Raw genomic sequence first — 24006 nt, 5'->3', positions numbered from 1 at the left:
ATTTCCTCTCAGCGCGATACACTTCAATCATATTCGTCCACGGAAGGGAAAGTCATGAACGAACCTGCCGACCTCGTAGCCGAGATCGAAGCGCTGGAAAACAAGCTGCAAGAGGCCAAGGCCTCGATCACCCGCCGCTTCATCGGGCAGGAAAGGGTCGTTGACCTGACCCTGGCTGCGCTTTTGTGCGGTGGTCACGCCCTTCTGATCGGTCTGCCGGGCTTGGGCAAGACGCGTCTGGTTGAAACCCTGTCAACGGTGATGGGGCTGCATGGCAATCGCATTCAGTTTACGCCCGACCTGATGCCAGCCGATATTCTTGGATCTGAGGTGTTGGATACGGCCGATGATGGCAGCCGTCATTTCCGTTTCATTCCCGGCCCGATCTTCTGTCAGCTGCTGATGGCGGATGAAATCAACCGCGCAAGCCCGCGAACGCAATCCGCGCTGCTGCAGGCGATGCAGGAACGTACGGTAACAGTAGCCGGTGAGGACCGTTCCCTTGGTGTGCCATTCCACGTTCTGGCCACGCAAAACCCGATCGAACAGGAAGGCACCTATCCCCTGCCCGAAGCGCAGCTGGACCGGTTTCTTGTGCAGATCGATGTAGAATACCCCGACCGCCAGACCGAGCGGGATATTCTGCTGGCCACGACCGGTGTTGACGAAGACGAAGCACATCAGATTTTCAGCAAGGAAGAGTTGCTGGCTGCGCAGGTCCTGCTGCGTCGGATGCCCGTCGGGGACTCGGTTGTCGAGCTGATCCTTGATCTGGTGCGGGCCTTCCGCCCTGAAGAAGCGGGTGTATCCGAACGGGTTGCCGAAACCGTCGCGTGGGGTCCCGGGCCACGCGCTGCGCAGGCGCTGATGATGACGGTTCGGGCACGTGCGATGTTGCAGGGGCGTCTGGCACCCAATGCCGAGGATGTGCTGGACATGGCGCGCCCGGTGCTTAGCCACCGGATGGCTCTCAACTTTGCGGCACGGGCACGCGGCGACAGTTTGGCCGACCTGATCGACTCGACTGCTGTCGGGTTGATTCGGACCGAGGCGGCAGCGTGAATGCCGCGCTGACCCTTCGCGAAAGATCCGAGGCCGAGGCATCGCGGCTGCCGCCCCTTTTGGCGCGGGCCGAGCATCTGGCGGGTACCGTTCTGCTGGGTGACCATGGACGGCGGCGCTCTGGCATGGGGGATGATTTCTGGCAATACCGCCCAGCGCAGATCGGCGACAGTCGCCGGATGATCGACCACCGCCGCTCGGCGCGTGGAGATCAGCAATATGTGCGGGAACGCGAATGGCAGATCGCGCAATCGGTAATGCTTTGGGTCGATCAGGGGGCGTCGATGCGGTTTGCGTCCGACAAATCGTTGCCGACCAAAGCGGACCGCGCCCGGCTGTTGGGGCTGGCGACATCCATCCTTTTGGTGCGCGGCGGTGAACGTGTGGGCCTGACAGGCACCACCTTGCCGCCCCGACGCGGCAATGCACAGATCATCCGGCTGGCGCAAGCCTGGTCTGAAGATGATCAATCGGATTACGCTCCGCCTGAACATCGCGCCATGATCCCGCATGCCCGTGCCGTGTTCATTTCGGATTTTCTTGGTCCAATGGACGAAGTTGAACTGGCCCTGACCAAAGCCGCAGACCGTGGTGTTCGCGGCGTCATCCTTCAGGTGCTGGACCCGGGCGAAGAGACATTTCCTTATCGTGGGCGTACGATTTTCGAAAGCGTCGGGGGGTCCGTCCGGCACGAAACGCTCAAGGCGGCAGAGCTGCGGGACCGCTATCTGCAACGCCTCGCCCACCGTAAGGATACGCTGACGCAACTTTGCCGGGCGACTGGCTGGCAAATGGGCCTGCATCACACGGGCGATAGCGCGCAAGCGGCTCTGTTGTGGATATATCGTGCGCTGGACGGGGGAACGCGATGACGGTTCTGGCGGGCATCGGCTTTACCGCTCCATGGGTGCTGCTGGGTCTTCTGACCCTGCCGATCCTGTGGCTGATCCTGCGCGCGGTGCCGCCGGCGCCGATCCGTCGGATGTTCCCGGCGGTGACGTTGCTCTTGGGCCTGAAGGATGACGAAAGCGTTTCGGACCGCACGCCGTGGTGGCTGTTGCTGCTGCGGATGCTGGCAGCTGCGGCGGTGATCATAGGTCTGGCCGGTCCGGTTCTGAACCCGTCGCGGGATGAGATCGGGTCCGGGCCGCTGCTGATGGTGTTGGACGCCAGTTGGGCAGGCGCGACCCGATGGTCGGCCACGCTGGATCAGATCGATGCGCAACTGACCGAGGCCGGTCGCGCAGGGCGCACGGTGGCTATCCTGCGCCTGACCGAACCGGAAACACCTGTTTTTCAGGCGGCCGAGGCATGGCGGGGACATTTGCCGGGATTGATGCCCAACCCATGGCAGCCGACCGAACCTCAGATCGCACAGGCCATTGCGGCACTAAATTCAATTGATGGGGGGTTTGACACCCATTGGTTCAGTGACCGGCTGGATTATGTGGATCATGCGGCGCTGGTCTCCAGCTTGCAGGCTCGTGGCGATGTGGTGGTTTATCAGGCGGCGTCCCGGCCCATGGCGATCCTGCCTGCCGCTTATCAGGACGGGTTGATCCAATTGACAGTGCAGCGCGCAGGCCCCGGACCCGAGGAACGTGTGACAGTATTGGCACAAGGGCGCGACCCGGCCGGAACGGCGCGTGTGCTACATTCAGTGGAACTGACCCTGGAAGCCGGGAACGCTTCGGCGCAGGTCGATCTGGCGCTGCCATCCGAACTCCGCGCGCGGATCACGCGGTTCGAAATCCAGGGCCAAAGGTCTGCCGGGGCCGTGACCCTGACCGATGACAGCCTGCGTCGTCGCGAGGTCGCGCTGATTGCCGGGAGTTTGAACCGCGAAGGTCTGGAGCTGCTGTCACCCCTGCATTATCTGACTCAGGTCCTGAGCCCCACGGCGGATTTCGTCGATGGTGGCCTACCCGAAGTTCTGCCCGCCAATCCGGATGTCATTGTTCTGTCAGATGTGGCCCAGATGTCGGAACCGGAAAAGGCGGACCTGATTGAATGGGTCGAACAGGGCGGTTTGCTGCTGCGCTTTGCCGGCCCGCGTATGGCGGCCAGCGATCTTGGGCGTGACACCGAAGACACCCTGCTGCCTGCGCGGCTGCGCAGCGGTGGGCGATCTGTCGGCGGCGCGATGAGCTGGGGTGAGGCCAAGACCCTGGCACCATTCCCCGAAACCTCGCCTTTCTATGGATTGGACATCCCTGATGACGTGGTCGTTTCCACTCAGGTCATGGCGCAACCAGACCCTAACTTGGCGGATCGTGTGATTGCCTCGCTGTCTGACGGCACGCCTTTGGTGACACGTAAGGCGCTGGGATTGGGGCAGGTGGTGTTGTTCCATGTGACCGCCGATGCAGAATGGTCCAGCCTGCCACTGTCGGGCCTGTTCGTTGAAATGCTGGATCGGCTGGCCGTGGCCTCGGCCGCAAAGTCACGGCAAGAGGCTCAGTTACTGGGAACAACATGGGAGCCGGTACAGATCATGGACGGGTTTGGCACATTGTCAGATGCCGGAACCCTGGCCGGTGTCGACGGGGTTGAGCTGATATCGGGCCAGATCGGGCCGGAACTGCGCCCGGGTCTTTATGAAAGTGGCAAGCAGAAGCTGGCGTTGAACGTCGTTTCGGAAGAAACTCAGCTGCGCCCTGTTGTCTGGCCCGCGAATGTGCCGATCAAAGGGCAGGAGGTCAGTACGGAAACGCCACTGGGCGGTCTGTTGCTCAGCCTTGCACTGATTTTGCTGACAGTCGATGTTATTGCATCGCTTGCTTTGTCGGGCAGGTTGGGTTTGGCCCGAACAACGGCCTTGGCGTTGACCGGTGTCCTGTTGGTACCCGAAGGTCACGCGCAAACGCCTGAGGACACCGAGTTTGCATTGGCTGCGACCCACGAACTGGTATTGGCGCATGTCCTGACTGGCGATGCGCAGGTAGATGATATTGCGCAAGCCGGGTTGCGCGGGCTTGGCCAAACCCTGCTCTATCGCACATCGGTTGAACCCGCAGACCCCATCGGTGTTGATCTGGAACGGGATGAGCTGGCGTTCTTTCCGTTGCTTTATTGGCCGATCTCAGCGAACCAGTCGCAACCTTCAGCCGAGGCCTATGTCAAGCTGAACGCCTATCTGCGGTCCGGAGGGATGATCCTGTTTGACACACGTGATGCGGATATCGCCAGTTTCGGTGCCTCCAGCCCAAATGGCCGCAAACTGCAACAACTGGCCGGACCGCTGAATATCCCTGCATTAGAGCCGATTCCGCGTGATCATGTTCTGACACGCACGTTCTACCTGTTACAGGATTTTCCGGGCCGATATTCAGGCACCGAGGTTTGGGTTGAAGCCGCGCCGCTGGATGCAGAACAGATCGACGGGATGCCTTTCCGCAATCTGAACGACAATGTGACGCCGGTGGTCATCGGCGGCAATGACTGGGCCGGTGCCTGGGCGGTGGATCGCAACGGGCAGGCCCTGTTGCCCGTCGGGCGCGGTTATGCCGGGGAACGGCAACGCGAGTTGGCCAATCGTTTTGGTGTCAATCTGGTGATGCATGTGCTGACGGGGAACTACAAATCCGATCAGGTTCACGTGCCCGCCCTTCTGGACAGGTTGGGACAATGACAGGAACCGTCATCTTCGATCCGCTGATCCCGTGGGCGATGCTGCTTGTCGTGGGTATGATTGCCGTGGCCGGAGTCGTTCTGGCTTTGTGGCGTGGATTGTCGGGATGGGCCTTGCGTGGGTTGGCGGCGCTGGTGATCATCGCTGCGCTGTCCGGCCCGGTCTATCAGATCGAGGATCGTGCACCTCTGACAGATATCGTTCTGATGTTCGAGGATGAAAGCGCCAGCCAGGCGCTTTCAGACCGGGTGGAACAAACGGCTATGGCCGCAGAGGATTTGGCCACCGAGATCGAGGCACGCGACAATACAGAACTGCGCCGCATCCGGGTCGGCGATGGTGAAGGCGATGAGGGCACGCAGATCATGGCAGCCCTGAACGAGGCCCTGGCCGAAGAGCCGCGTGCGCGTATTGCCGGTATCCTCGTGGTGTCCGACGGGATAGTGCATGATGTCGATCAGGCCCCGGATCTGCCCGCACCGATGCACCTGCTGCAAACCGGGCGGGAAAGCGACTGGGATCGCAGGCTTATTGTCCGAAACGCCCCTGCTTTCGCCATCATTGGTGAATCGGTGACCTTGACCCTGCGCGTCGAAGACAGCGGAGCTGCCCCCGCAGGTGCAACATCTGCACCGTTGGAAATTTCGGTGGATGGGGGCGAGCCCGAACAGTTCAGCATTCCAATCGGTCGCGATGTCGAACTGCCCGTCACATTGCCCCATGGCGGGCGCAACGTGATCCAGTTTTCCGTTCCTCAGGCTGAGGGCGAGTTGACCGACCGCAACAACACGGCCCTGATCCAGATGAACGGCGTAAGGGACCGCCTGCGCGTGCTGCTGGTCTCGGGTGAACCGCATCCGGGTGGTCGCACGTGGCGTAACCTGTTGAAATCCGACAGTTCTGTTGATCTGGTGCATTTCACCATCCTGCGCCCGCCTGAAAAGCAGGATGGTGTGCCGGTGGACGAGCTGTCGCTGATTGCCTTCCCGACGCGTGAGTTGTTTCTGGAAAAGATCAACGATTTCGACCTGATCATCTTTGACCGCTACAAGCGGCGCGGGATTCTGCCTGCGATCTATCTGGACAATGTCACAAGCTACATCAACGAAGGCGGCGCGGTCCTGGTTGCCGCCGGACCTGATTTCGCCGGTGCCGACAGCATCTTCCGCTCGCCCCTGGCGCCAGTTCTGCCAGCTCAGCCAACCGCGCGGGTGATCGAGGAACGATATGTGCCGATGGTCAGTGATCTGGGGCATCGTCACCCGGTCACGACCAACCTTGGAGAATCCGAGGATTGGGGGGCGTGGTTGCGACAGATCGACGTGAAACATCGCTCGGGCGACGTGCTGATGACCGGGGTCGAGGATCGTCCGCTGCTTGTCCTGAACCGTGTCGGCGAAGGGCGCGTTGCGATGCTTGCGTCTGACCATGCCTGGCTTTGGAGTCGTGGCTTCGAAGGAGGGGGTCCGCAGCTGGAGCTGTTGCGCAGGCTGGCCCATTGGATGATGAAGGAACCGGAACTGGAAGAAGAGGCGTTGTGGGCCGAGGCCAACGGTCAGTCCATGCGCATCATTCGTCAGACGCTCGGGACAGAAGTCGGCCCGGTAACAGTCACCTTGCCGAATGGCGAGACGTTGGAGATTACTTTGAAAGAGGTTTCTCCGGGTCGGTTTGAAGCGCAGTATTACGGCCCCGAGATCGGCCTTTATCGTTTGCAGGAAGGCGACCACATGGCTGTGATCGGCCTTGGCCCTGCTGCACCGAAGGAGTTCGAGCGCACCATCGCGACTGGTGATGTCCTTGAACCGGTGCTGGCCAGGTTGCGGGGCGGTGTGATCCGGTTGGAAGATGGGCTGCCGTCGATCCGCAACGTACGCGCCGGACGCCCCGCCGCCGGTCGGGGTTGGATCGGTCTGACCCCACGCAACGCGTATGAGACGCGGGATGTCACGCAGGCCGGGTTGCTGCCGCCCTGGCTTGTCTTGCTGCTGGCTGGAGGCTTTCTGCTGGGCGGTTGGCTGCGGGAAGGGCGGCGTTAACGCTGGCCCATTGCTGTTCTTTAACGGGAACCGGGCGCGCTCTGGTCGATCCGGAACGAGGCCCGGTCGGATTGGCCCTGTGCATCCACCACCACAAGTGAGGTAAATCCGGGTCCGGGATTGGGAATTTCGAATTCTCGCTGCCGTTGCCCGGTCAAGACAGGCACGCCGTTGGTCAAAACGGAAAACGGCCCGACACCACCGCGTAGTTTCACCGTGAGAGGGCTCCCGAAAGTCTCTAACACAGCGTTTTCTGGTGGAAACAACAGATCAGGTGCGGTTTGGTCCGTTTCGAAAGCCGCCGCGCGGGGCCGGAAACGTTGCAACGGTTGCGGCAATTGCGCCGCGCCAACCAACAGTGTTGATGGTGGCGGTGGGCGCAGGGGCGTGAGTTCGGGTTTCAGCAGGCCGAAAGCCTCGGTCAGAAGCGGCGCGGCAACGTCCCCTCCGAATGCGCCGGGAACAGGTGTGCCATCCGCGCGTCCCAGCCAGACCCCGATGACATGCTGCCCGTCAAAACCAATGGCCCAGGCATCGCGGTGCCCATAAGAGGTTCCCGTTTTGAAGGCCAGCGCCCCTGAAGTGCTGCCCGTGGGTGGTGTGATCCCGGATAGGATATCCGCAATCTGCCATGCTGAGGTTTCGGACAAAACACGAGAGGTGAGCCGTGCATCAGCCAGGGCGTCATGGCGCAGAATCGGGCCTTGCCCACCAGCGGCCAGCGTCACGTAGATCTGCACAAGATCATGCAAGCTCAGACCGACGCCACCCAAGGATATTGCCAATCCGGGTGTACCACTGCTCAGGCGCGGTTCTGATCCTGCTGTCCGCAGTGCTGCCATCACGCGCGCAGGGCCCAGCTCGTGCGTCAGGCGCACGACAGGGATATTCAGCGACAATTGCAGCGCGTCCCGAACCCTTACATCGCCCCGGAAAACGCCATCGAAGTTTCGCGGGGCGTAACGCCCGAACATCACCGGGCTATCGCGGATCAGGGTTTCCGGATGGGCCAGCCCCTGATCGAATGCCAGCCCGTAAACCAGAGGTTTCAGCGTCGATCCGGGCGACCGCACGGCTTGGGTCATATCCACGAACCCTTGTCGTGCATCCTGATACCCGGCTGACCCGACCGAGGCCAAAATCTTACCGTCGCGATGATCTGCCACGATCAGCGCACCGGACACGCGCGGCCCGATGCGCGCGGCGGCCCGAGCGACCACAGTTTCCAACCGGGCTTGCACCCCTGCATCCAGGGTCAGATCAAATACTCCGGTTGCACGGGTTTGGCCTTTCACGCGGTCGGTCAGATGGGGTGCAAGGCGCGGAAACGGGATCATTCGATCAGGAATGGTTTCCGTCAGGGCAGCGTGCATTTCAGCCTTGGTCAATACGCCGTAGCGCTCCAACCTGCGCAAAATCCGATCTCGGGCAATTTGGGCTGCCTTGGGTCTGCGATCCGGGCGCCGCGCCTCCGGGGATTGCGGCAAAGCGACCAGCAGGGCCGCCTGTGCGGCGGTCAAACGGGTTGCTTCTTTGCCGAACCAGGCGCGGGCACCGGCACGGATACCTTCCAGATTGCCGCCATAGGGGGCATGGGTCAGGTAGAGGTTCAGGATCTGTGTCTTGCTCAGCTGCCGTTCCAGCGCCAATGCGACCCTAATCTGGCGAAATTTGCCATTCCAACGCCCGGTCGACCCATCTTCGATCAGCCGCGCGACCTGCATGGTCAGGGTTGACCCACCCGAAACCGCGCGCCCATTCCAAAGGCTTTGCCCGGCTGCGCGCAGCAACGCGACACGGTCCACGCCCGCGTGGGTCCAGAAACGTTTGTCTTCGTACCGGACCAGCATAGCGGTGAAGTTGGGATCGACCGAACCGGGCTGTAGCCTCCAGATGCCATCTGCAACCGGAAACACGCGCAGGAGGTCACCGTTACGATCCCGCATCTCGACCGAAGTTTCAGTCAGAACGGGCGGCAGCACCGTGGCGTCGACCCAGCGGTCGACACCATCCCGCGCCAACGCCGCCAGATAGAGAGCACCGGCCAACGCAAATAACAGGCGCGGCACCCTAGGCATGAGAGCCGCCCAAACAGGGGTATGAACGATGTCCGGTCACTGCACCTCGACCCGTCCCGTCGCCGTTCGCGCACGGTTCTGGGGGCGGTACATATCTTCGACCGAGGCCGCCGGATGGTGGAACACGCCCGGTGTGACGGCACGGGCGACATAAGCCAGTGTCACGGTCTGGCGCCCTGACAGGTCAACCGCAGCCAGGAACCTGTCCGAGCGGAACTCGGTATGCGTGGCATCAGACAGATCCAACCAGTCCAGCGACCGTACATCCCCCGATCGCAGCAGGTTCGGGTTGTCAATCTCGATCCCGGCGGCAAGAGGATCGTCCACCATCAGGCGCGCCCCACCGCTTTCAAACGGCGTGACCGTCAGAACCGTAACAAACCGGTCCCCCACGGCAAATCGGCCTGCGTCAATCAGATCGCCGTCCATCGAATAATACTGCCGTTCGATTGCATAGCCGGTGCCACCAGCCCCTGGCGGATCCTCGGGGATTCCGGTCACCGTCAGGGTGATATCGGTTGCCTGACCGTCGGTCGCAGTGATATTGACCTCTTCCGCCTGCCCGGATTGCAGAACCTGAACAAAGGGGCCGGATACTGACACGCCATTGACCGTCAAACCGGAGCCGGACGGATCAGACACCAGCGCGTGCGCCGCCAGCAGGGACCATGTGGCCTCTTGCGTGGACAGGGGAGTGCGGCCCGTGCTTACCCGTTGGATCAATGCGTTGCGGTCAATCGCCTCGCTGCCCGCATCTACCGCCAGGGTCAGCAGGCCCGCCGCATCCCGCAGGCGGGTGCCGTAATCCGCGCGCCAGTGGTTTTCCTGATCGTTCGGCACCTGTTGCAGCATCCGCGCCGCACGGGCGAACATCGCGTCTGCGCGGGTCTGGTCCCCGTACGAGGCCAGCGCAGCGCCCAGTTGCGCTGCAGCCAACGGCGTGTCGAAAGCATCCCCTTTGACATCCGCATAATAACGCAGATCGCCCATCGCCGCCGCGCCTTCCCGCGCCAGAACCATCAGGGCATAAGCGATATCCTGACCACCTTCGTCAAAATCCGGCGCATAATTGACCCGATTGCGCAGGTTATCCATGGCCTGCGCAAAAGCCTGATCCGGTACCGGGTGCCCCTGCGCACGGGCGCGCGACAGGAAATCGGTCACATAGGCGTCCAGCCAGAAATCACCGCTGCCTGCGCGCCACAGGCCAAAGGCACCGTTTGCAGCCTGACGAGTCAGGATGCTTCGGATTGATTCCGTGATGCGTTGATTCACCTCCGGGCCATTGCCCAGCCCCGAGGCCTGCGCAACAGATGACAGGTAAAGCAGCGGCAGCGCCTTGCTTGTGATCTGCTCGGTGCAGCCATAAGGGTAACGGTTCAACTGATCCAGCAGGCCGGGCATATCGAACTTTGCCAGTGCTCCGGCGGACAGAATGGCCTTGGCCGAGCCGGGTTGAAACCCATCAAAAACATCCTGCGAAAACAGAAAGCTGTCCCCCGCACCCAGCGCCAAGCGCCGCGTCCGGGCAATTACGGGATCGTTGGCCCGCACCGGCATCCGCAGGGTTTGCGACAGATCGCGCCCGTCTGATGTGGTGATGGAAACGCTGATCTCTGGATCGCCAATAACATGGGCCGTTACAGGGATGTCGAACACCGCTTTGCCACCGTCCTCCAGCTGAAAGCGTGCCGGTACCGGGCCCAGTTCCAGCCCACCGGTGGTGGTCAGGCCAAGCGCCATGTCTCCGGATGCGCCATCCGCATGGACAATCTCAAGCCGCATCCGACTGTGATCGCCGGGGGCCAGAAACCGCGGCAGGCTGGCCGTAACCACCACCGGGTCGCGGACGATCATGTCAGCCTCGGCCTGACCGACGGCTTTTTGTGACCACGCGATGGCCATCAGGCGGACTGTACCATTGAAGGCGGGCAGGGGGATGTCGACCTCAACCTTTCCATCCGCACCGACCTGAACCGGGCCGCTGAACACCGCCATCAGATCTTGCGTCGGTGGCGGGGATTGGCGGCGCATCCCGTTGTCATTGTCGCCGCCAGAGCGAACCGTACCCATCGTTCCGTTCATGCCGTTGATCAGCCGCCCGTAAACATCACGCAGGTCCACACCCAGCCGACGTTGCCCGAAATAGTACTCTTGCGGGTTTGGGCTTTCGAACCCCGTCAGGTTGAGGATGCCCACATCCACAGCGGCAAGGGTCAGCCACACTGGATCATCGCTTATGAAGTTTTCGACCCTAACAAGGGCCTTCTGTGTTTGACGGGGCGAGGTTACCTCGGGCACATCAATGGCAACCGACAGCGTGCGATCCGCAGGATCAATGGCAGCATAGGCGACGCCCATGGCGCGTGCCGGGTTCTGACCGGCCGCAACATCCACCGGTCGGATCACCGTGGCTGTGACATAGGCACCTGCACCCCAATCTTCTGTCACCTCTATCGGGATAACTGTCTCGCCCTCCTCTACGGCAACCATCTGGCGATGGATCAGGCGGTTCGACAGCACTTCGACTTGGGCGATACCTGCCATGCGCGGAACAATGCGCAGCTGTGCGGTTTCCCCGGCGCGATAGCTGTCGCGATCCAGCGACATCTCAAGCCGGTCAGGCGTGGTCGAAGCATCTGCGGCCTGATACCAGCCTGCGTGGAAATCGACAGCGGTTTCCGTAAAGGTGCCATCAATACGTTGGACCACCAGTTCATAACGGCCCCAGTCCACGGGCTGGGACAACGTCAAAGGAATAGTGGCGACGTCAATCTCTCCGGTGGCAACGCGAGTGCGTCTGGTTGTCGGTTCCCAATTCCAGTTTCCGTAAAGCTGATACCATTGATACCGCGTTTCGATCTTGTTCAGCGTCCAGCGCAGGCGCATCGGGCTGGGGCTCAGGTCGGGTGCAAGGCCGATGATCTGAAACGCGGCCTCGGTACCTTCAGGGAGTACGTCCTCGAACAGGGGTTTGACACCGATCACAGGTTGCGGCGGCAGGACAGGAACGCTCAGGTGACGTTCAACAGGGCGGCCTGAGCCGTCAGCCAGTCGCGCAATAACCTCGGCTTCAATTGGCTTCCCTTCCGTCTCTAACACAGGGATTTCAACGGCAATAGATGCTTTGCCGTTTGCATCTGTACGCGTGTCACCAAAATAGGTGCTTTTGATCGATGTCTCGGCGTCATAGCGGCCAAAGCGATACCCGTCGTAGCCCGGCACTGTGTCCGCCGGGCGTCCGATAACCTGACCGTCGATGCTCAGGTCGGACCCCGGCGCACCAAACAGATAGCGCGCGTCGATCGAAAGCGGTGGGCTGTCGCCGGGACGCAGGGGCGCGTCCGGCAGGTTCAGCTCAAAATCTATACGTTCCGGCAGGAAGTCTTCTACCAGCACTGTTTGTCGCGCCAGCGCATCGCCTTTGGGATCTGATCTGATCTCGATCCGCCAAGCGCCGCGTGGTGCATCTGCCGCAACAGGCAGACGAAAGATATGCCCCCCGGCGACGCCGCCATCCGAGACGGTTCGGCGGTATTCCACGCCGTCAGGGCGATACAGAATTGCGGTTAGGGGCAGACCCTCGATAGCCTGCGCCTCACCATCGCGCGACAGGGCGGTGAGGTGGATCACCTCTCCGGCCCGGTAAGCGCCGCGATCCGTGGCTAGAAAAACATCGACCGGCCCCGCGGGCGCACGCCCTTCAACACCGCGATCTGACAGGTCAAAAGCAGGATCGGTCAGGGATAGAAAGCTGAAATCGCTGTCCCCGGTCGAAGCCATCACCAGTGCGGGCGCGCTGGCCCCCTTGCCGCGCGTCAGACCGGGGTCGAACCGGACATAACCTGATTCATCCGTCCGCGCTTGGGCGATGACCGCATTTGCGCTTGTGACCAGTGAAACCTCGACACCTTCACGGGGAGCCGCGTCGCTCAGCCCGCGCACCGTGACGTGCAGCCCGTCAGTGCCAAGCACGCTGCTGATCCCAAGATCGGACAGAACAAACCATTGCGTCGCGCCCGGGTCGTCATAGGGATCGGCCCCCGGAACACGGGCGGTCAGCGCATAGATGCCAGCGGGCTGATCCGCGATCGCTTCTGCCATGGGCAGGCGCGCAGTCATGGTCTGATTCAGTTCGTTGGCCACTTCGGCGGTGCCGGTCCAGATATCCTGGGCAATTTCATCGGAAAATTCTGCTTCCTGCCATTCACTGAGCGGGCGGCCGAAGAAATCCTGCTGAACCGCGCGCAACAGGTTGCGGTCGCTGACCCTCCGCAGGATCAAATCCAGCTCGGTGACGTTGACTGTTTCAACAGGCAAAGCGGCGTCAGCGGATTTCGGCAAAACGTAGCTGCGCCCGGGAAACCGGACCGAAGGCGCCCGGTCGCGCACGTAATGGGCAAGCTCAACATTGCGGTTCAGCGCCTCGCCCGAGGCGGAGGGCAAGCGTTCGCGTAGCGTCAGGCGATAACGCTGACCATGGGCGACACCGTCAACGCAAAGCTGCCTGCCCTCAGCCTGTACCACCAACCCGTCATCATTGCGCTGGACAAACGGGTCATAGTCGACTCCTGCCTTGACCAGCGGTTCCGAAAACTCAACACAAATCCGCGGCGCGGCGGCGTCGCTTTCAACAGAACTGTCGACCACGCGAAACCCGTATTTCCCGATGGCATCATTCAGCGCGGCCAGTACATCCTCGCGCGGTTGGATTTCCTGGGCCAGCCGCAGCACGGGGATCATATCGCGCCCGCGCTCGACCTCTTCCAAGGCGCGGGCCAATGTCATCAGGGCGGCAATCTGTGTGCCGGGAGCGTCCGCGCGCAAATAGCCATTGGTTGCGGCATTCAGCGCACGGTTGCGCAGATCGCGCCCTTCACTCCGGTCCGTAGGGTTTATCGCCAATAACAAGCGCGCGTATTCCACCCATAGATCGGGCGCGTCACTGAGCGATACGGCCACACCAGTCCAATTCATCGCCAGTCGCGGGCTGCCTGCGTTGCGTGCCGCGTCCAGAACAGCCTGCAGGTCGTTACCTTGCGCCATATGAACAAAGCCCAGATCGCGCGCCTGATCAACGGCTTGCTTCAGGTCGGCGGCACCAAGTGCGCTTAACGCGTTTGCACGCGCATCAGCCAATGCTTGGGTCTGATCTGGGGTAGTTACTTTCTGCGCAGATACTGCCCCCTGATAGGCCTCTTGCCGGTTTACACCGCTTTTTGGAAAACAGGCATTGGATCGGGTGTTGTAGGTGAACGCAGTGCAAAGCGTATTGGCGGAACAGGCCTGAATGCAGGACTTCAGATCGGTATCGAAAAGGGCATCCAGATCCGAGCCGTAAAAATCTGCGTCCCGCGTCGTGACATAGCGGAAATCAGGCACTGCATCCTGCGCCTGGGTGGCGCTGGGCAAGACTAAAAGTGAAATGATGTAAGTTATTGAAATAAAAACAAAGCGGCGCATGGTGCCCTCCTCTTTGGGCACAGCGTTGCATGGCGTGCGCCTGTTGTGCAACGGCTTAAACAGTTTTTCATCCTCTGCCGGGATGCTGTGCGCAGAGCGTTCTGGAATCAATCAAATGACTCTTGCACATAAATTGGCACAGGAACGGCGCGCGCGTTTGGCAGCTGAACGGATGCTGGCCCTGAAACAGGCAGAGCTGTCGGCAGCCAATCGCAAACTGGGTCAACATGCCATGGCATTGACCAAACGAATTGGCGAAACGCAGGCTGAGGTTGAAACCGTTCGGGATGAAAACGAAAAGGTCAAATCCGACCTCTGCGTGGCCAACGCCAAGATCGAGGTTGCCGAACGCCGCTTGTGGCACTCGATTCAGACAATACAGGACGGATTTGCCTTTTTTGACGGTGACAACCGGCTGATCGGCGCAAACACCGCGTATCTGAGCGTTTTTGAAGGCCTGGACGAAGTCGCGCCGGGGATATCATACCCCCGTATTCTGCATTTGCTGACGTCAGAAGGTATTGTCGATATCGGGGATGAATCCGCGGAAGACTGGCAGGCCAGAATGCTGGCCCGCTGGAGCCGCGCCAACCCGCCACCAATCGTTATGCAGCTTTGGAACGGTCACTATATCCGTCTGATCGACCAGCGTGGCGGCGGTGGTGATATGGTGAGCCTTGCTCTCAACATCACAACGTCGGTCCGGCATGAAATCGAGCTTAAGGCGGCGCGCGAGAGGGCCGAAGCAGCAAACCGGGCCAAGTCGGCCTTTCTGGCCAACATGAGCCATGAAATCCGTACACCGATGAACGGCATCGTTGGCATGTCCGAGTTACTGGACGAGACACCGTTGGACGAAGAGCAGCGGCTATACGTCAATACGATTCGCAATTCGGGCGAGGCGTTGCTGGTCATCATCAACGACGTGCTGGATTATTCCAAGATTGAGGCGGACAAGCTGGCTCTGCACCCTGAGCAGTTCGATCTTGAACGCTGCATTCTTGAGGTTGCGATGCTGCTACAGCCCAGTGCGCGCGATAAAGGCCTGACATTGCTGGTTGATTACGACTTGTTCTTGCCAACCCTTTTTGTGGGCGATCCTGGTCGGATACGGCAGGTTCTGACCAATCTGGTCGGCAACGCCGTCAAGTTCACCTCCGAAGGCTATGTGCTGGTCCGGGTGACAGGGGTGCCCAATCCGGATGCGCAAATCTGTGATATCCATGTTGCGATCGAAGATACCGGTATTGGCATCGACGCAGAAAAAACCGGCCATATTTTTGGCGAGTTCAATCAAGTCGAAGACGAGCGTAACCGCCAATTTGAAGGCACCGGGCTTGGCCTTGCCATCACCAAGCGGCTGATCACCTTGATGGGTGGCACGGTCTGGGTCGAAAGCGAGCCGGACCAGGGATCCTGTTTCGGTTTTCGCGTGACACTGCCCACGGTAGAAGGCCCGCGACCCGAACCTCCGAACCTGGCGGATTGTTTGAAACATGTCCTGCTGGTCGAAGATCTTGCCGTGAACCGGGCCATTCTTGCCAAACAGCTTGGGCGACTGGGGGCTGAGGTGACGGTTTGCACGTCGGGGACTGAGGCACTGTCACAGATGAATGATCAGATTGATCTGGTTCTTTGTGACCACGATCTGCCGGATATGGATGGGCTGGATCTTGCGGTCGCGCTCAGGGATCGCGGGTGGGGTGACATTCCGGTGGTCGTGATGTCTGCAAGCCCCGGTTTGATTCACGCGCATCCTGCCCGTGACCTGATCGACGGTGTCTTGCAGAAACCCATCCCTCGATCCGAGTTGTATGCCAGGCTGATGGCACTCGACGGCACATCGTTGGAAAGGGGCGCTCTGGATGTGGACAAAACAGTCTCTAAAAAGCAAGATTCTGAATCTGTGCACCCCCGACACATGAGGGTTCTTGCCGCCGAGGACAACCGCACTAACCAATTGATCCTGAAGAAGATGGTCAAGGATCTGAATATCGATCTTCGCTTTGCCTCGAATGGGATTGAAGCGGTTGAGATCTATCAGGAGTTCGAGCCAGATCTGATCTTCATGGATATTTCCATGCCGAAGATGGACGGCAAACAGGCAACAGCGGAAATTCGCAGGCTCGAGGTTTCAACTGGTCGCCACGTTCCAATCGTTGCCCTGACGGCCCATGCCATGGCGGGGGATGATCAGGGAATTCTGTCAGCCGGCTTGGACCACTACCTGACCAAACCGCTACACAAGAACCGCATTCACCAGATGATCCTGCAACACCAACCCGATTGCGTCTGCTCGGTCGCAGACACCATGCCCGGCGCCAAAGCCCGGCGTGAGCGTGGCGCAAACCCAAATCCGACCTCGTCGGGCTGACACTTCAGGCGTTTGCCATCGGGATGCAAGTTCAAGTGATCTGGGTTTCAGGCCGCATAAGGTCTGACGAAAACGGGCTTATCCGCTTCCGACAGATCAGGGCGGTATTCATAGCCGCCACTGTCGAAATCCAGCAGTCCCTTAGGGTCGGTCAAGCGGTGTTGGATGACATACCGCGCCATGGCACCGCGCGCCTTTTTGGCAAAAAAGCTCACAATCTTTGGGGTGCCGCCCTTATCTTCCATGAAGACCGGTGTGATGACGCGCAGGTTCAGGGCATTCAAATCCACCGCACCAAAATACTCCTGACTGGCACAATTCACCAGAATGTTGCTGTTAATCTCGGCACCTTGTGCATTCAGTGCCTTACTCAGCTGATCGCGCCAGTATTCGTAAAGGTTCTTCCCTCTTCGGGTTTTCAGTTTGCTGCCCATCTCAAGCCGGTAGGGCTGTATCGCATCGAGTGGTCGCAACACACCATAAAGGCCGGAAAGGATGCGCAAGTGGTCTTGCGCCCATGACAGCTCGTCTTCGTCCAGCGATGCAGCTTCAAGTCCTTGATATGTGTCGCCAGCAAAAGCAAGCGCAGCCGGGCGTGTGGCCTTGGCGTCGGGTGCATCCGAAAAAGCGCGATACCGGTCGCGGTTCAGGCGTGCCAGATCGTCGCTCAGGTCCATCAGCTTTTTCAGATCACCCAGCGTCAGGTTGCGGGCGGTTTTGGACAGCCGGATTGCATCATCCTGAAAATCGGGCTGCGTAACCCCTACACTCCGCTCGGCCCAGTCCAGCCGTTTGGCCGGGGAAATCACGATCAGCATATCCGCCCTCTTTCTTGCCTGTTTTGGGGTATCTAGCCCGCCTCTCGCAGTACGTCCAGAAAAGCGGCGCCAAACCTTTCGTGACGTCGATCACCCAGCACCTGTGCAATTCCACGGGGATCATCGGGGCGCAGTTGTGCAACCTTTGCCAATTGTGAGGCCGAGCAGGTCAGGGGCTTGTCGATCCCGTCCGGTCCGCGCGACAGCAAGGACTGAACTTCCATCAAGCGGTCGTAAATCTCACCCTGATTGCGGCCAGCCAGTTTTCGGCGCGCCGGATGAACGCTTTTTACCGCCCCTGCGATCACTTCAAGGAACGTGTCGCCATAGCGTTCCAGCTTTTTGGCCCCAACACCGCCGATCCGGGCCATTTCGTCCAGCGTTACAGGGCGCTTTTCCGCCATCTCGATAAGCGTGCGGTCGGGAAAGATGACATAGGCCGGAACACGTGCAGCTTCGGACAGGGCACGGCGTTTGGCCTTGAGCGCAGACAGCAGCGGAGCGTCTTCTTCGGATACCATAGCCTTGACCGCAGGCCGACGTACCGCATTGCGCAGCGTATCCTTGCGCAGGTTTATCTTTGCCTCGCCTTTCAAAATTGGTTTGGCCGCCTCGGTCATGCGCAATGCGCCGTGACGTTCAGGGTCTGGGCGCACCAGATCGTGGCCCATCATCTGGCGGAAAACGGCCTGCCATTGCGGGCGCGTCCAATCTTTGCCGATGCCAAATGTGGACAAATCCTCATGGCGGCGGGCGCGGATTTTGTCGGTCTCGTTTCCCAGAAGGATGTCGATCAAATGGCCTGTCCCGAACCATTCCTCGGTCCGAAGGATCGCAGACAGGGCCATACGCACCGGAGTTGTGCCGTCGAAAACTTCGGGCGGGCTGTCGCACAGATCGCATTTGCCGCAGCGTGCTGTGGCCTCGCCAAAGTAACCCAACAATGTCTGGCGGCGGCATTCCAAGGCCTCGGCCAGACCCAGCAAGGCATTCAGGCGCGCATGATCGGCCATGCGCCGCTCGGGCGGCGCCAATCCCTCGTCAATCTGTGATCGCCGCAGGCGAATGTCATCGGGGCCAAACAGGGTCAGCGTTTCGGCCGGGCCGCCATCGCGTCCGGCGCGTCCGATTTCCTGATAATAGGCTTCGATCGATTTGGGCAGGTCCGCATGGGCGACCCAACGGATATCGGGTTTGTCGATGCCCATGCCAAAAGCCACGGTTGCGACCACGATCAACCCGTCCTCGCGCGCGAAACGGGTTTCGACAATGCGGCGATCTTCGGGGTCCATCCCGCCGTGATAGTGGCAAGCCGAGTGCCCCTCGGCGCGCAGGGCCTGAGCAATCACCTCAGTTTTATTTCTGGTGCCGCAGTAAACGATACCGGACTGGCCTTTGCGCGCATCTGCGAAATCAAGGATCTGCTTGCGCGGTCCGTCCTTTGCGGCGAAAGCCAGATGAATGTTAGGCCGGTCAAATCCGCGCAGAAATTTGCGTGGCTCAATGCCATCGAACAGTTTTTCGACAATCTCATCCTGCGTTTCGGTGTCCGCCGTGGCGGTAAACGCGGCCAGCGGAACCTTCAGGGCGCGCCGCAACTCTCCGATCCGTAGGTAATCAGGGCGAAAGTCATGCCCCCATTGACTGACACAATGGGCTTCGTCCACGGCGATCAGGCTGACGTTGATCCGACGGAGCATCCCAAGCGCCGACCCGGCAGCCAGACGTTCGGGTGCCATGTAAAGCAGCTTTAGCCGCCCGTCCTCCAGCGCGTCCCAGACGGCCTCGGTTTCCTCGGGCGTGTTGCCGGATGTCAGCGCACCGGCCTCGACCCCGGCCTCTTGCAGCCCCCGCACCTGATCACGCATCAGGGCAATGAGCGGAGATATAACGACCGTCACGCCATCGCGGAGCAGTGCAGGGAGTTGAAAGCAAAGAGACTTCCCGCCACCTGTGGGCATGATCGCCAGCACGTTTTCACCTGCCGTCACGGCGTCGACAATCTCTTCCTGCCCGGGGCGGAAGGCGTCGAATCCAAAGACATCTCGCAGCAAGGGTGCGGCGTCGAACATATGCGGGGGTGCCCTGTTTTAAGGTTTATCTGCTCTTAAAACAGGACAATCACATACTAAGATTCAGTGAACAAGAGGTCAGTAGAAATAGGGCGCGTTGTTGATAAGGATGATCCGCAAGGCATAGACGCCGATCAGCACCACCAGCGGGGTCAAATCCAACCCACCCATATTGGGTAGAACGCGGCGGATCGGCCCGTAAATAGGCTCTAATATCCGATTTAATCCGTACCAGATTTGTGCAACCAGTTGTTGGTGCAGGTTGAGCACCTGAAAGTTGATCAGCCAGCTCATGATCACATGGGCCAGAATGATGAACCAGACAATGTCCAGGATCAGCAGCAGGATTTGGATCAGCGACAGCATGGGATCTCCGTTTTCTTGTTGGACGAGACCTAAGCACCCTTTCAGCAAAGAGCAAGTAGGCTGAACTCTGCGCTTGCGAATTGCCCCAAAGCCCCGTCTTATGACCGCAACAAGAAAACAGGGGCAGAAATGGCAGAAATATCCAAGCGCAGGCGTATCTGGGGCTGGTGGTTCTTCGATTGGGCCAGTCAGCCCTATCACACTCTTTTGGTCACGTTCGTGTTCGGCCCTTACTTCGCGGGCGTCGCTGCGGAATATTATCTGGCATCCGGCCTGGACGCGGGGTCTGCAGATGCACAGGCGCAGGTGGTTTGGGCCAACTGCATGACCATAGTTGGTTTGATTATTGCCTTCGGTGCACCGCTGATGGGGGCGATGGCCGATGTGTCGGGTCGGCGAATCCCCTGGATATTCGCCTTTTCCGTGATGTACGCAGTAGGTTCCGGCGCGCTTTGGTACACGATGCCCGATGGCTCGAACATGTGGTTGATGCTGTCTGCCTTTGGTCTGGGTTTCATCGGCGCGGAATACGCCCTGATCTTCATCAATTCCCAACTGCCCGATCTGGGTGATGACAGCGAAGTGGGCGAAATCTCCGGCTCGGGCTTTGCCTTCGGCTATTTCGGCGGCCTGATCTCGCTGGCGATCATGCTTGCACTGTTTGTGGAGCAGGCCAACGGCAAAACGCTGATCGGGATGGACCCCTTGTTTGGGCTGGATGCGTCGCAACAGCAGGGTACGCGGTTTGTTGGGCCGTTTACTGCGGGGTGGTTCATTCTGTTCATGGTGCCCTACTTCCTTTGGGTCCATGACGACGAAACGACAAACAAAAAGGGCAGCGTTGCCGAGGCGCTGCGGCTGTTGGCAAAATCAGTGTCTAACCTGCGCCATCGCACCAGTTTGGCCAGTTACCTGGGCTCATCCATGTTCTATCGGGATGCGCTGAACGGGCTTTACAGTTTTGGCGGCGTCTATGCCCGGCTAGTGTTGGAATGGGACCTGATCAAGATCGGTGTTTTCGGCATCGTCAGCGTTCTGGCTGCAGCGGCATTTTCCTGGGTGGGCGGCAAGCTGGACAAGAAATATGGTCCCAAGCCCGTGATCATCGTTGCGATCTGGGTGTTGATCCTTGTCTGCATCACCATCGTTTCAATGGACCGGTCCCAGATATTCGGTATCGCCATGTCCGAAGGGTCGGGCTTGCCGGATATGGTTTTCTTTGGTTGCGGTATCCTGATCGGAGGCATGGGCGGCATTCTGCAATCCTGTAGCCGGTCGATGATGGTCCGGCATACGGACCCGGCAACCCCCGTCGAAAGCTTTGGCCTTTATGGTCTGTCGGGTCGTGCCACCGCCTTTGCTGCGCCACTTCTGATCGGGATCGCCACCACGGTGACAGGAAGTGCTCGTCTGGGGGTGTCACCCATCGTTCTGTTGTTTATTCTGGGTCTATTCCTGATGCGCTGGGTGAGACCGGAAGGGGATCAGAGCAGATGATTTTAAAACGTTTTTTGGTAATTTTGGCGGCGCTTGCTATTGCTGGCACTGCGACGGCAGAACCGCTGGCAAAGCAGTTGTTCGGGGCGCAGAAACAAGGTTCACAGCAAAAACCGGCCGCTTTCGGCAGTTATTCGCGCGGATGTGCTGCGGGGGCAGTTCAACTGCCTGAAACGGGGCCTACATGGCAAGCTATGCGCCTGTCGCGCAATCGCAACTGGGGGCATCCGCAGACGATCGATTACGTGCAGGACCTCAGCAGATTTGCAGCCAGTCAACCGGGATGGAACGGTCTCTATATAGGGGATATCAGCCAGCCACGCGGCGGGCCGATGACCTCGGGCCATCGCAGCCATCAGCTGGGGCTGGACATCGATATCTGGATGCTGCCGGGCGAAAACATGCGCCTGAGCCGCAAGTCACGCGAAAACATCTCGTCCATCTCTCTTCGTCGTTCCAATGGCGCCTACGTCAACAGCAACTGGACCAAGCAGCATCATGCGCTGTTGCGCGAAGCGGCAAAAGACAAGCGTGTCGCCCGGATTTTCGTGTTTCCCGGGGCCAAGGTTCAGATGTGCGACGATGAAAAGGGGAACCGCGACTATCTGCGCAAGATAAGGCCCTGGTGGGGGCATCACTATCATTTCCACGTGCGCCTGAATTGTCCCAGAGGGGCAAAGGGTTGCGTGAATCAGGACCCACCCCCCAAGGGCGATGGCTGCGCCGAGGCCCGTCAATGGGTGCACAACATCCTGAACCCGCCGCCACCCGATCCGAATGCGCCGCCGCCGAAGAAACGCCGGGAATACGTTCTGGCCGACTTGCCGCAACAATGCTCCGCCGTTTTGCAATCCAACTGAGTGTAGCGCTGTTTCTTGCCCCGGTGGCCGCCGCGCTGGATGTGAAATCTGCGGTCCACCTGGACAGTTTCGTTTGGCGGCATCCAGCAAGTTGGTTTGGCGGATTTTCAGCGCTTCATATCTCGGACGACGGAGGCCAAATGATTGCGCTTAGCGACCGGGCGCGGATCGTGACCGCGCGAATTGAGCGGCGCGAAGGCCAGATCGCGGATATTCACGTTCTTGGTCAATGGCCGGTGCTGTCCAGCAATGGGCATATCATGAAAGGCGGCGTCGGCGATTCCGAAGGCATCGCGGTGACGCCGGATGGCGGGATATTCATCTCGTTCGAAGGGGTGCATCGTGTCGCCTATTACCCTACACCGGGCTCAAGCGCGCGTGTGTTACCTCGCCCGAATGCGTTTCGGGACCTTGCCGACAATGGTTCTTTCGAAGCTCTGGCCATTGATGGGCGCGGCTGGCTTTACACTTTGCCGGAAAAGAACCGCACCGCTAAAGGGGACATTCCGGTTTACCGTTGGAATGGCGGCACATGGTCGACCCCGTTTGTTCTGCCACAGCGCAGCGGCTTTAAACCCGTTGCCGCGGATTTCGGTCCCGATGGACGGTTCTACGTTTTGGAACGCAAGGTATCCTTGGTCGGTTTTCGATCGCGACTGCGGCGATGGGACGTGGTAGACGAGAAACCAGGCACCGAGGAAACCCTGTTCGAAACCGGAACGGGCGCGCATGACAACCTCGAAGGATTGTCGGTCTGGCGCGACGGGCAGGGCCGGTTGCGCGCCACGATGATTTCAGATGACAACTTTCTGGCGTTGCAGCGGACCGAACTTGTGGAGTACCTGCTGCCCGATTGACAGGGCGCAGGCAAAGGTCTAAAGGCACGGCTTGCCTTGGGACGGTCCCTTGGCCAAGTCGCCGCTACCTTGTCAAAACGGGCATCAAAACATGCAACGTAACTTCATTCCCGGCATTATTGCCATGGCCACCATTGTTGTGGCGTCGAACATTCTGGTCCAGTTCCTGATCCTTGACGGGCTGCTGACTTGGGGTGCTTTCACCTATCCGCTGGCCTTTCTGGTCACAGACATCATGAACCGCGTCTATGGCGTGGGTCCGGCCCGCAAGGTCGTGTTTGCCGGCTTTGTCACCGGTGTTATCTGCTCGCTCATCGGCAGCCAGATCATGTTGCAGGGTGACGGGTTCACCTATGCTGCTGTACCGCTGCGCATCGCCGTTGCATCGGGAACCGCCTTCCTGATCGCGCAACTGACGGATGTCACCGTGTTCAATTCCCTGCGCGGTGGTCGCTGGTGGCGTGCGCCGCTGGTGTCGACGCTGGTGGGATCTGCACTGGATACCGCGATCTTCTTCACCCTCGCCTTTTCGGCCTCGGTCGCCTTCTTCGGTGCCAATGCTGACGCCGCAATTAATTGGGCGTGGGAGCCGGTACCCTTCATGTTGTCCGGCCCGGTGGCACCGCTTTGGGTGACGCTGGCTTTTGCGGACTGGTTGGTGAAGCTTTCACTGGCCCTGATCGCCCTGATCCCGTTCAAGGTGATCGTTGCGCGGCTGACTGCGCAGCCTGTGTAAAAAAACGCTTTGAGAATGGCACAACTTGTGGCACGCTTCTTTTCAACCGCAACAGATAGAAAAGGAGGTGATCCAGTGTCAAGAAAGAGATTGGAGAGAGGTGTCGGAACAACCGGGGGGATCGCCCGTTAGGGCAGCCCTTGGCGGAGCGCT

At 59.8% G+C, this 24006-nt stretch carries 14 protein-coding genes; 9 read left to right on the top strand and 5 right to left on the bottom strand.

Going from position 1 to position 24006, the window contains the following annotated elements:
- Positions 1-54 precede the first annotated feature (54 nt).
- Genes ACR0DY_RS16820 through ACR0DY_RS16805 form a run of 4 tightly spaced genes read left to right on the top strand, consistent with a single transcriptional unit; the run spans position 55 to position 6732 of the window.
- The gene (locus ACR0DY_RS16820) at positions 55-1062 is read left to right on the top strand and encodes an AAA family ATPase (RefSeq protein ID WP_267365919.1); all 1008 of its coding nucleotides are present in this window, start codon (positions 55-57) and stop codon (positions 1060-1062) included.
- On the top strand, positions 1059-1934 hold the full coding sequence (locus tag ACR0DY_RS16815) for a DUF58 domain-containing protein (protein ID WP_480482671.1): 876 nt from the start codon (positions 1059-1061) through the stop codon (positions 1932-1934). Before ACR0DY_RS16820 ends, ACR0DY_RS16815 begins: the two co-directional genes overlap by 4 nt.
- On the top strand, positions 1931-4693 hold the full coding sequence (locus tag ACR0DY_RS16810) for a DUF4159 domain-containing protein (RefSeq protein ID WP_480482673.1): 2763 nt from the start codon (positions 1931-1933) through the stop codon (positions 4691-4693). The genes ACR0DY_RS16815 and ACR0DY_RS16810 overlap by 4 nt, the downstream gene beginning before the upstream one ends.
- The gene (locus ACR0DY_RS16805; protein WP_480482675.1) at positions 4690-6732 is read left to right on the top strand and encodes a hypothetical protein; all 2043 of its coding nucleotides are present in this window, start codon (positions 4690-4692) and stop codon (positions 6730-6732) included. Before ACR0DY_RS16810 ends, ACR0DY_RS16805 begins: the two co-directional genes overlap by 4 nt.
- A 20-nt stretch (positions 6733-6752) precedes the next feature.
- Here the strand turns inward: ACR0DY_RS16805 and pbpC are convergent, their stop codons facing one another.
- Both pbpC and ACR0DY_RS16795 read right to left on the bottom strand, forming a co-directional pair.
- Positions 6753-8810 (bottom strand): penicillin-binding protein 1C, encoded by a 2058-nt coding sequence (pbpC, locus tag ACR0DY_RS16800; RefSeq protein ID WP_480898765.1) that lies wholly within the window; start codon positions 8808-8810, stop codon positions 6753-6755.
- A gap of 36 nt (positions 8811-8846) precedes the next feature.
- Positions 8847-14273, bottom strand: coding sequence for an alpha-2-macroglobulin family protein (locus ACR0DY_RS16795; protein ID WP_480898762.1), 5427 nt, complete (start codon positions 14271-14273; stop codon positions 8847-8849).
- Positions 14274-14388: 115 nt separating this feature from the next.
- Here ACR0DY_RS16795 and ACR0DY_RS16790 point away from each other — a divergent pair, with 115 nt between their 5' ends.
- Entirely contained in the window at positions 14389-16647 is a 2259-nt protein-coding gene (locus ACR0DY_RS16790) for a response regulator (RefSeq protein WP_480546898.1), read from the top strand.
- Between the two features lie 47 nt (positions 16648-16694).
- Here the strand turns inward: ACR0DY_RS16790 and yaaA are convergent, their stop codons facing one another.
- The 3 genes from yaaA to ACR0DY_RS16775 form a co-directional block, all read right to left on the bottom strand.
- Entirely contained in the window at positions 16695-17465 is a 771-nt protein-coding gene (gene yaaA, locus ACR0DY_RS16785; protein ID WP_480546900.1) for a peroxide stress protein YaaA, read from the bottom strand.
- A 32-nt stretch (positions 17466-17497) separates the two neighbouring features.
- Positions 17498-19537, bottom strand: a complete 2040-nt coding sequence (gene recQ, locus ACR0DY_RS16780) for a DNA helicase RecQ (protein ID WP_480898759.1) — start codon at positions 19535-19537, stop codon at positions 17498-17500.
- A gap of 78 nt (positions 19538-19615) precedes the next feature.
- Positions 19616-19903: a YggT family protein gene (locus ACR0DY_RS16775; RefSeq protein WP_170382138.1), complete on the bottom strand. Its 288-nt coding sequence runs from the start codon at positions 19901-19903 to the stop codon at positions 19616-19618.
- A gap of 129 nt (positions 19904-20032) precedes the next feature.
- Between ACR0DY_RS16775 and ACR0DY_RS16770 the strand changes: the two genes are divergently transcribed.
- The 4 genes from ACR0DY_RS16770 (at position 20033) to ACR0DY_RS16755 (ending at position 23853) form a co-directional block, all read left to right on the top strand.
- Positions 20033-21400 carry an MFS transporter gene (locus ACR0DY_RS16770; protein ID WP_209598483.1) on the top strand — a complete coding sequence of 456 codons (1368 nt, stop codon included), beginning with the start codon at positions 20033-20035 and terminating at the stop codon, positions 21398-21400.
- On the top strand, positions 21397-22260 hold the full coding sequence (gene mepA / locus ACR0DY_RS16765) for a penicillin-insensitive murein endopeptidase (RefSeq protein WP_480538466.1): 864 nt from the start codon (positions 21397-21399) through the stop codon (positions 22258-22260). Before ACR0DY_RS16770 ends, mepA begins: the two co-directional genes overlap by 4 nt.
- The gene (locus tag ACR0DY_RS16760) at positions 22233-23117 is read left to right on the top strand and encodes an esterase-like activity of phytase family protein (protein WP_480538468.1); all 885 of its coding nucleotides are present in this window, start codon (positions 22233-22235) and stop codon (positions 23115-23117) included. Before mepA ends, ACR0DY_RS16760 begins: the two co-directional genes overlap by 28 nt.
- Before the next feature lie 91 nt (positions 23118-23208).
- On the top strand, positions 23209-23853 hold the full coding sequence (locus ACR0DY_RS16755) for a queuosine precursor transporter (protein ID WP_480487882.1): 645 nt from the start codon (positions 23209-23211) through the stop codon (positions 23851-23853).
- The last annotated feature ends 153 nt before the right edge of the window (positions 23854-24006 follow it).

It is taken from the genome of Ruegeria sp. O6 (genome assembly GCF_056535045.1).
This window is presented reverse-complemented; position numbering and strand designations above follow the sequence as displayed.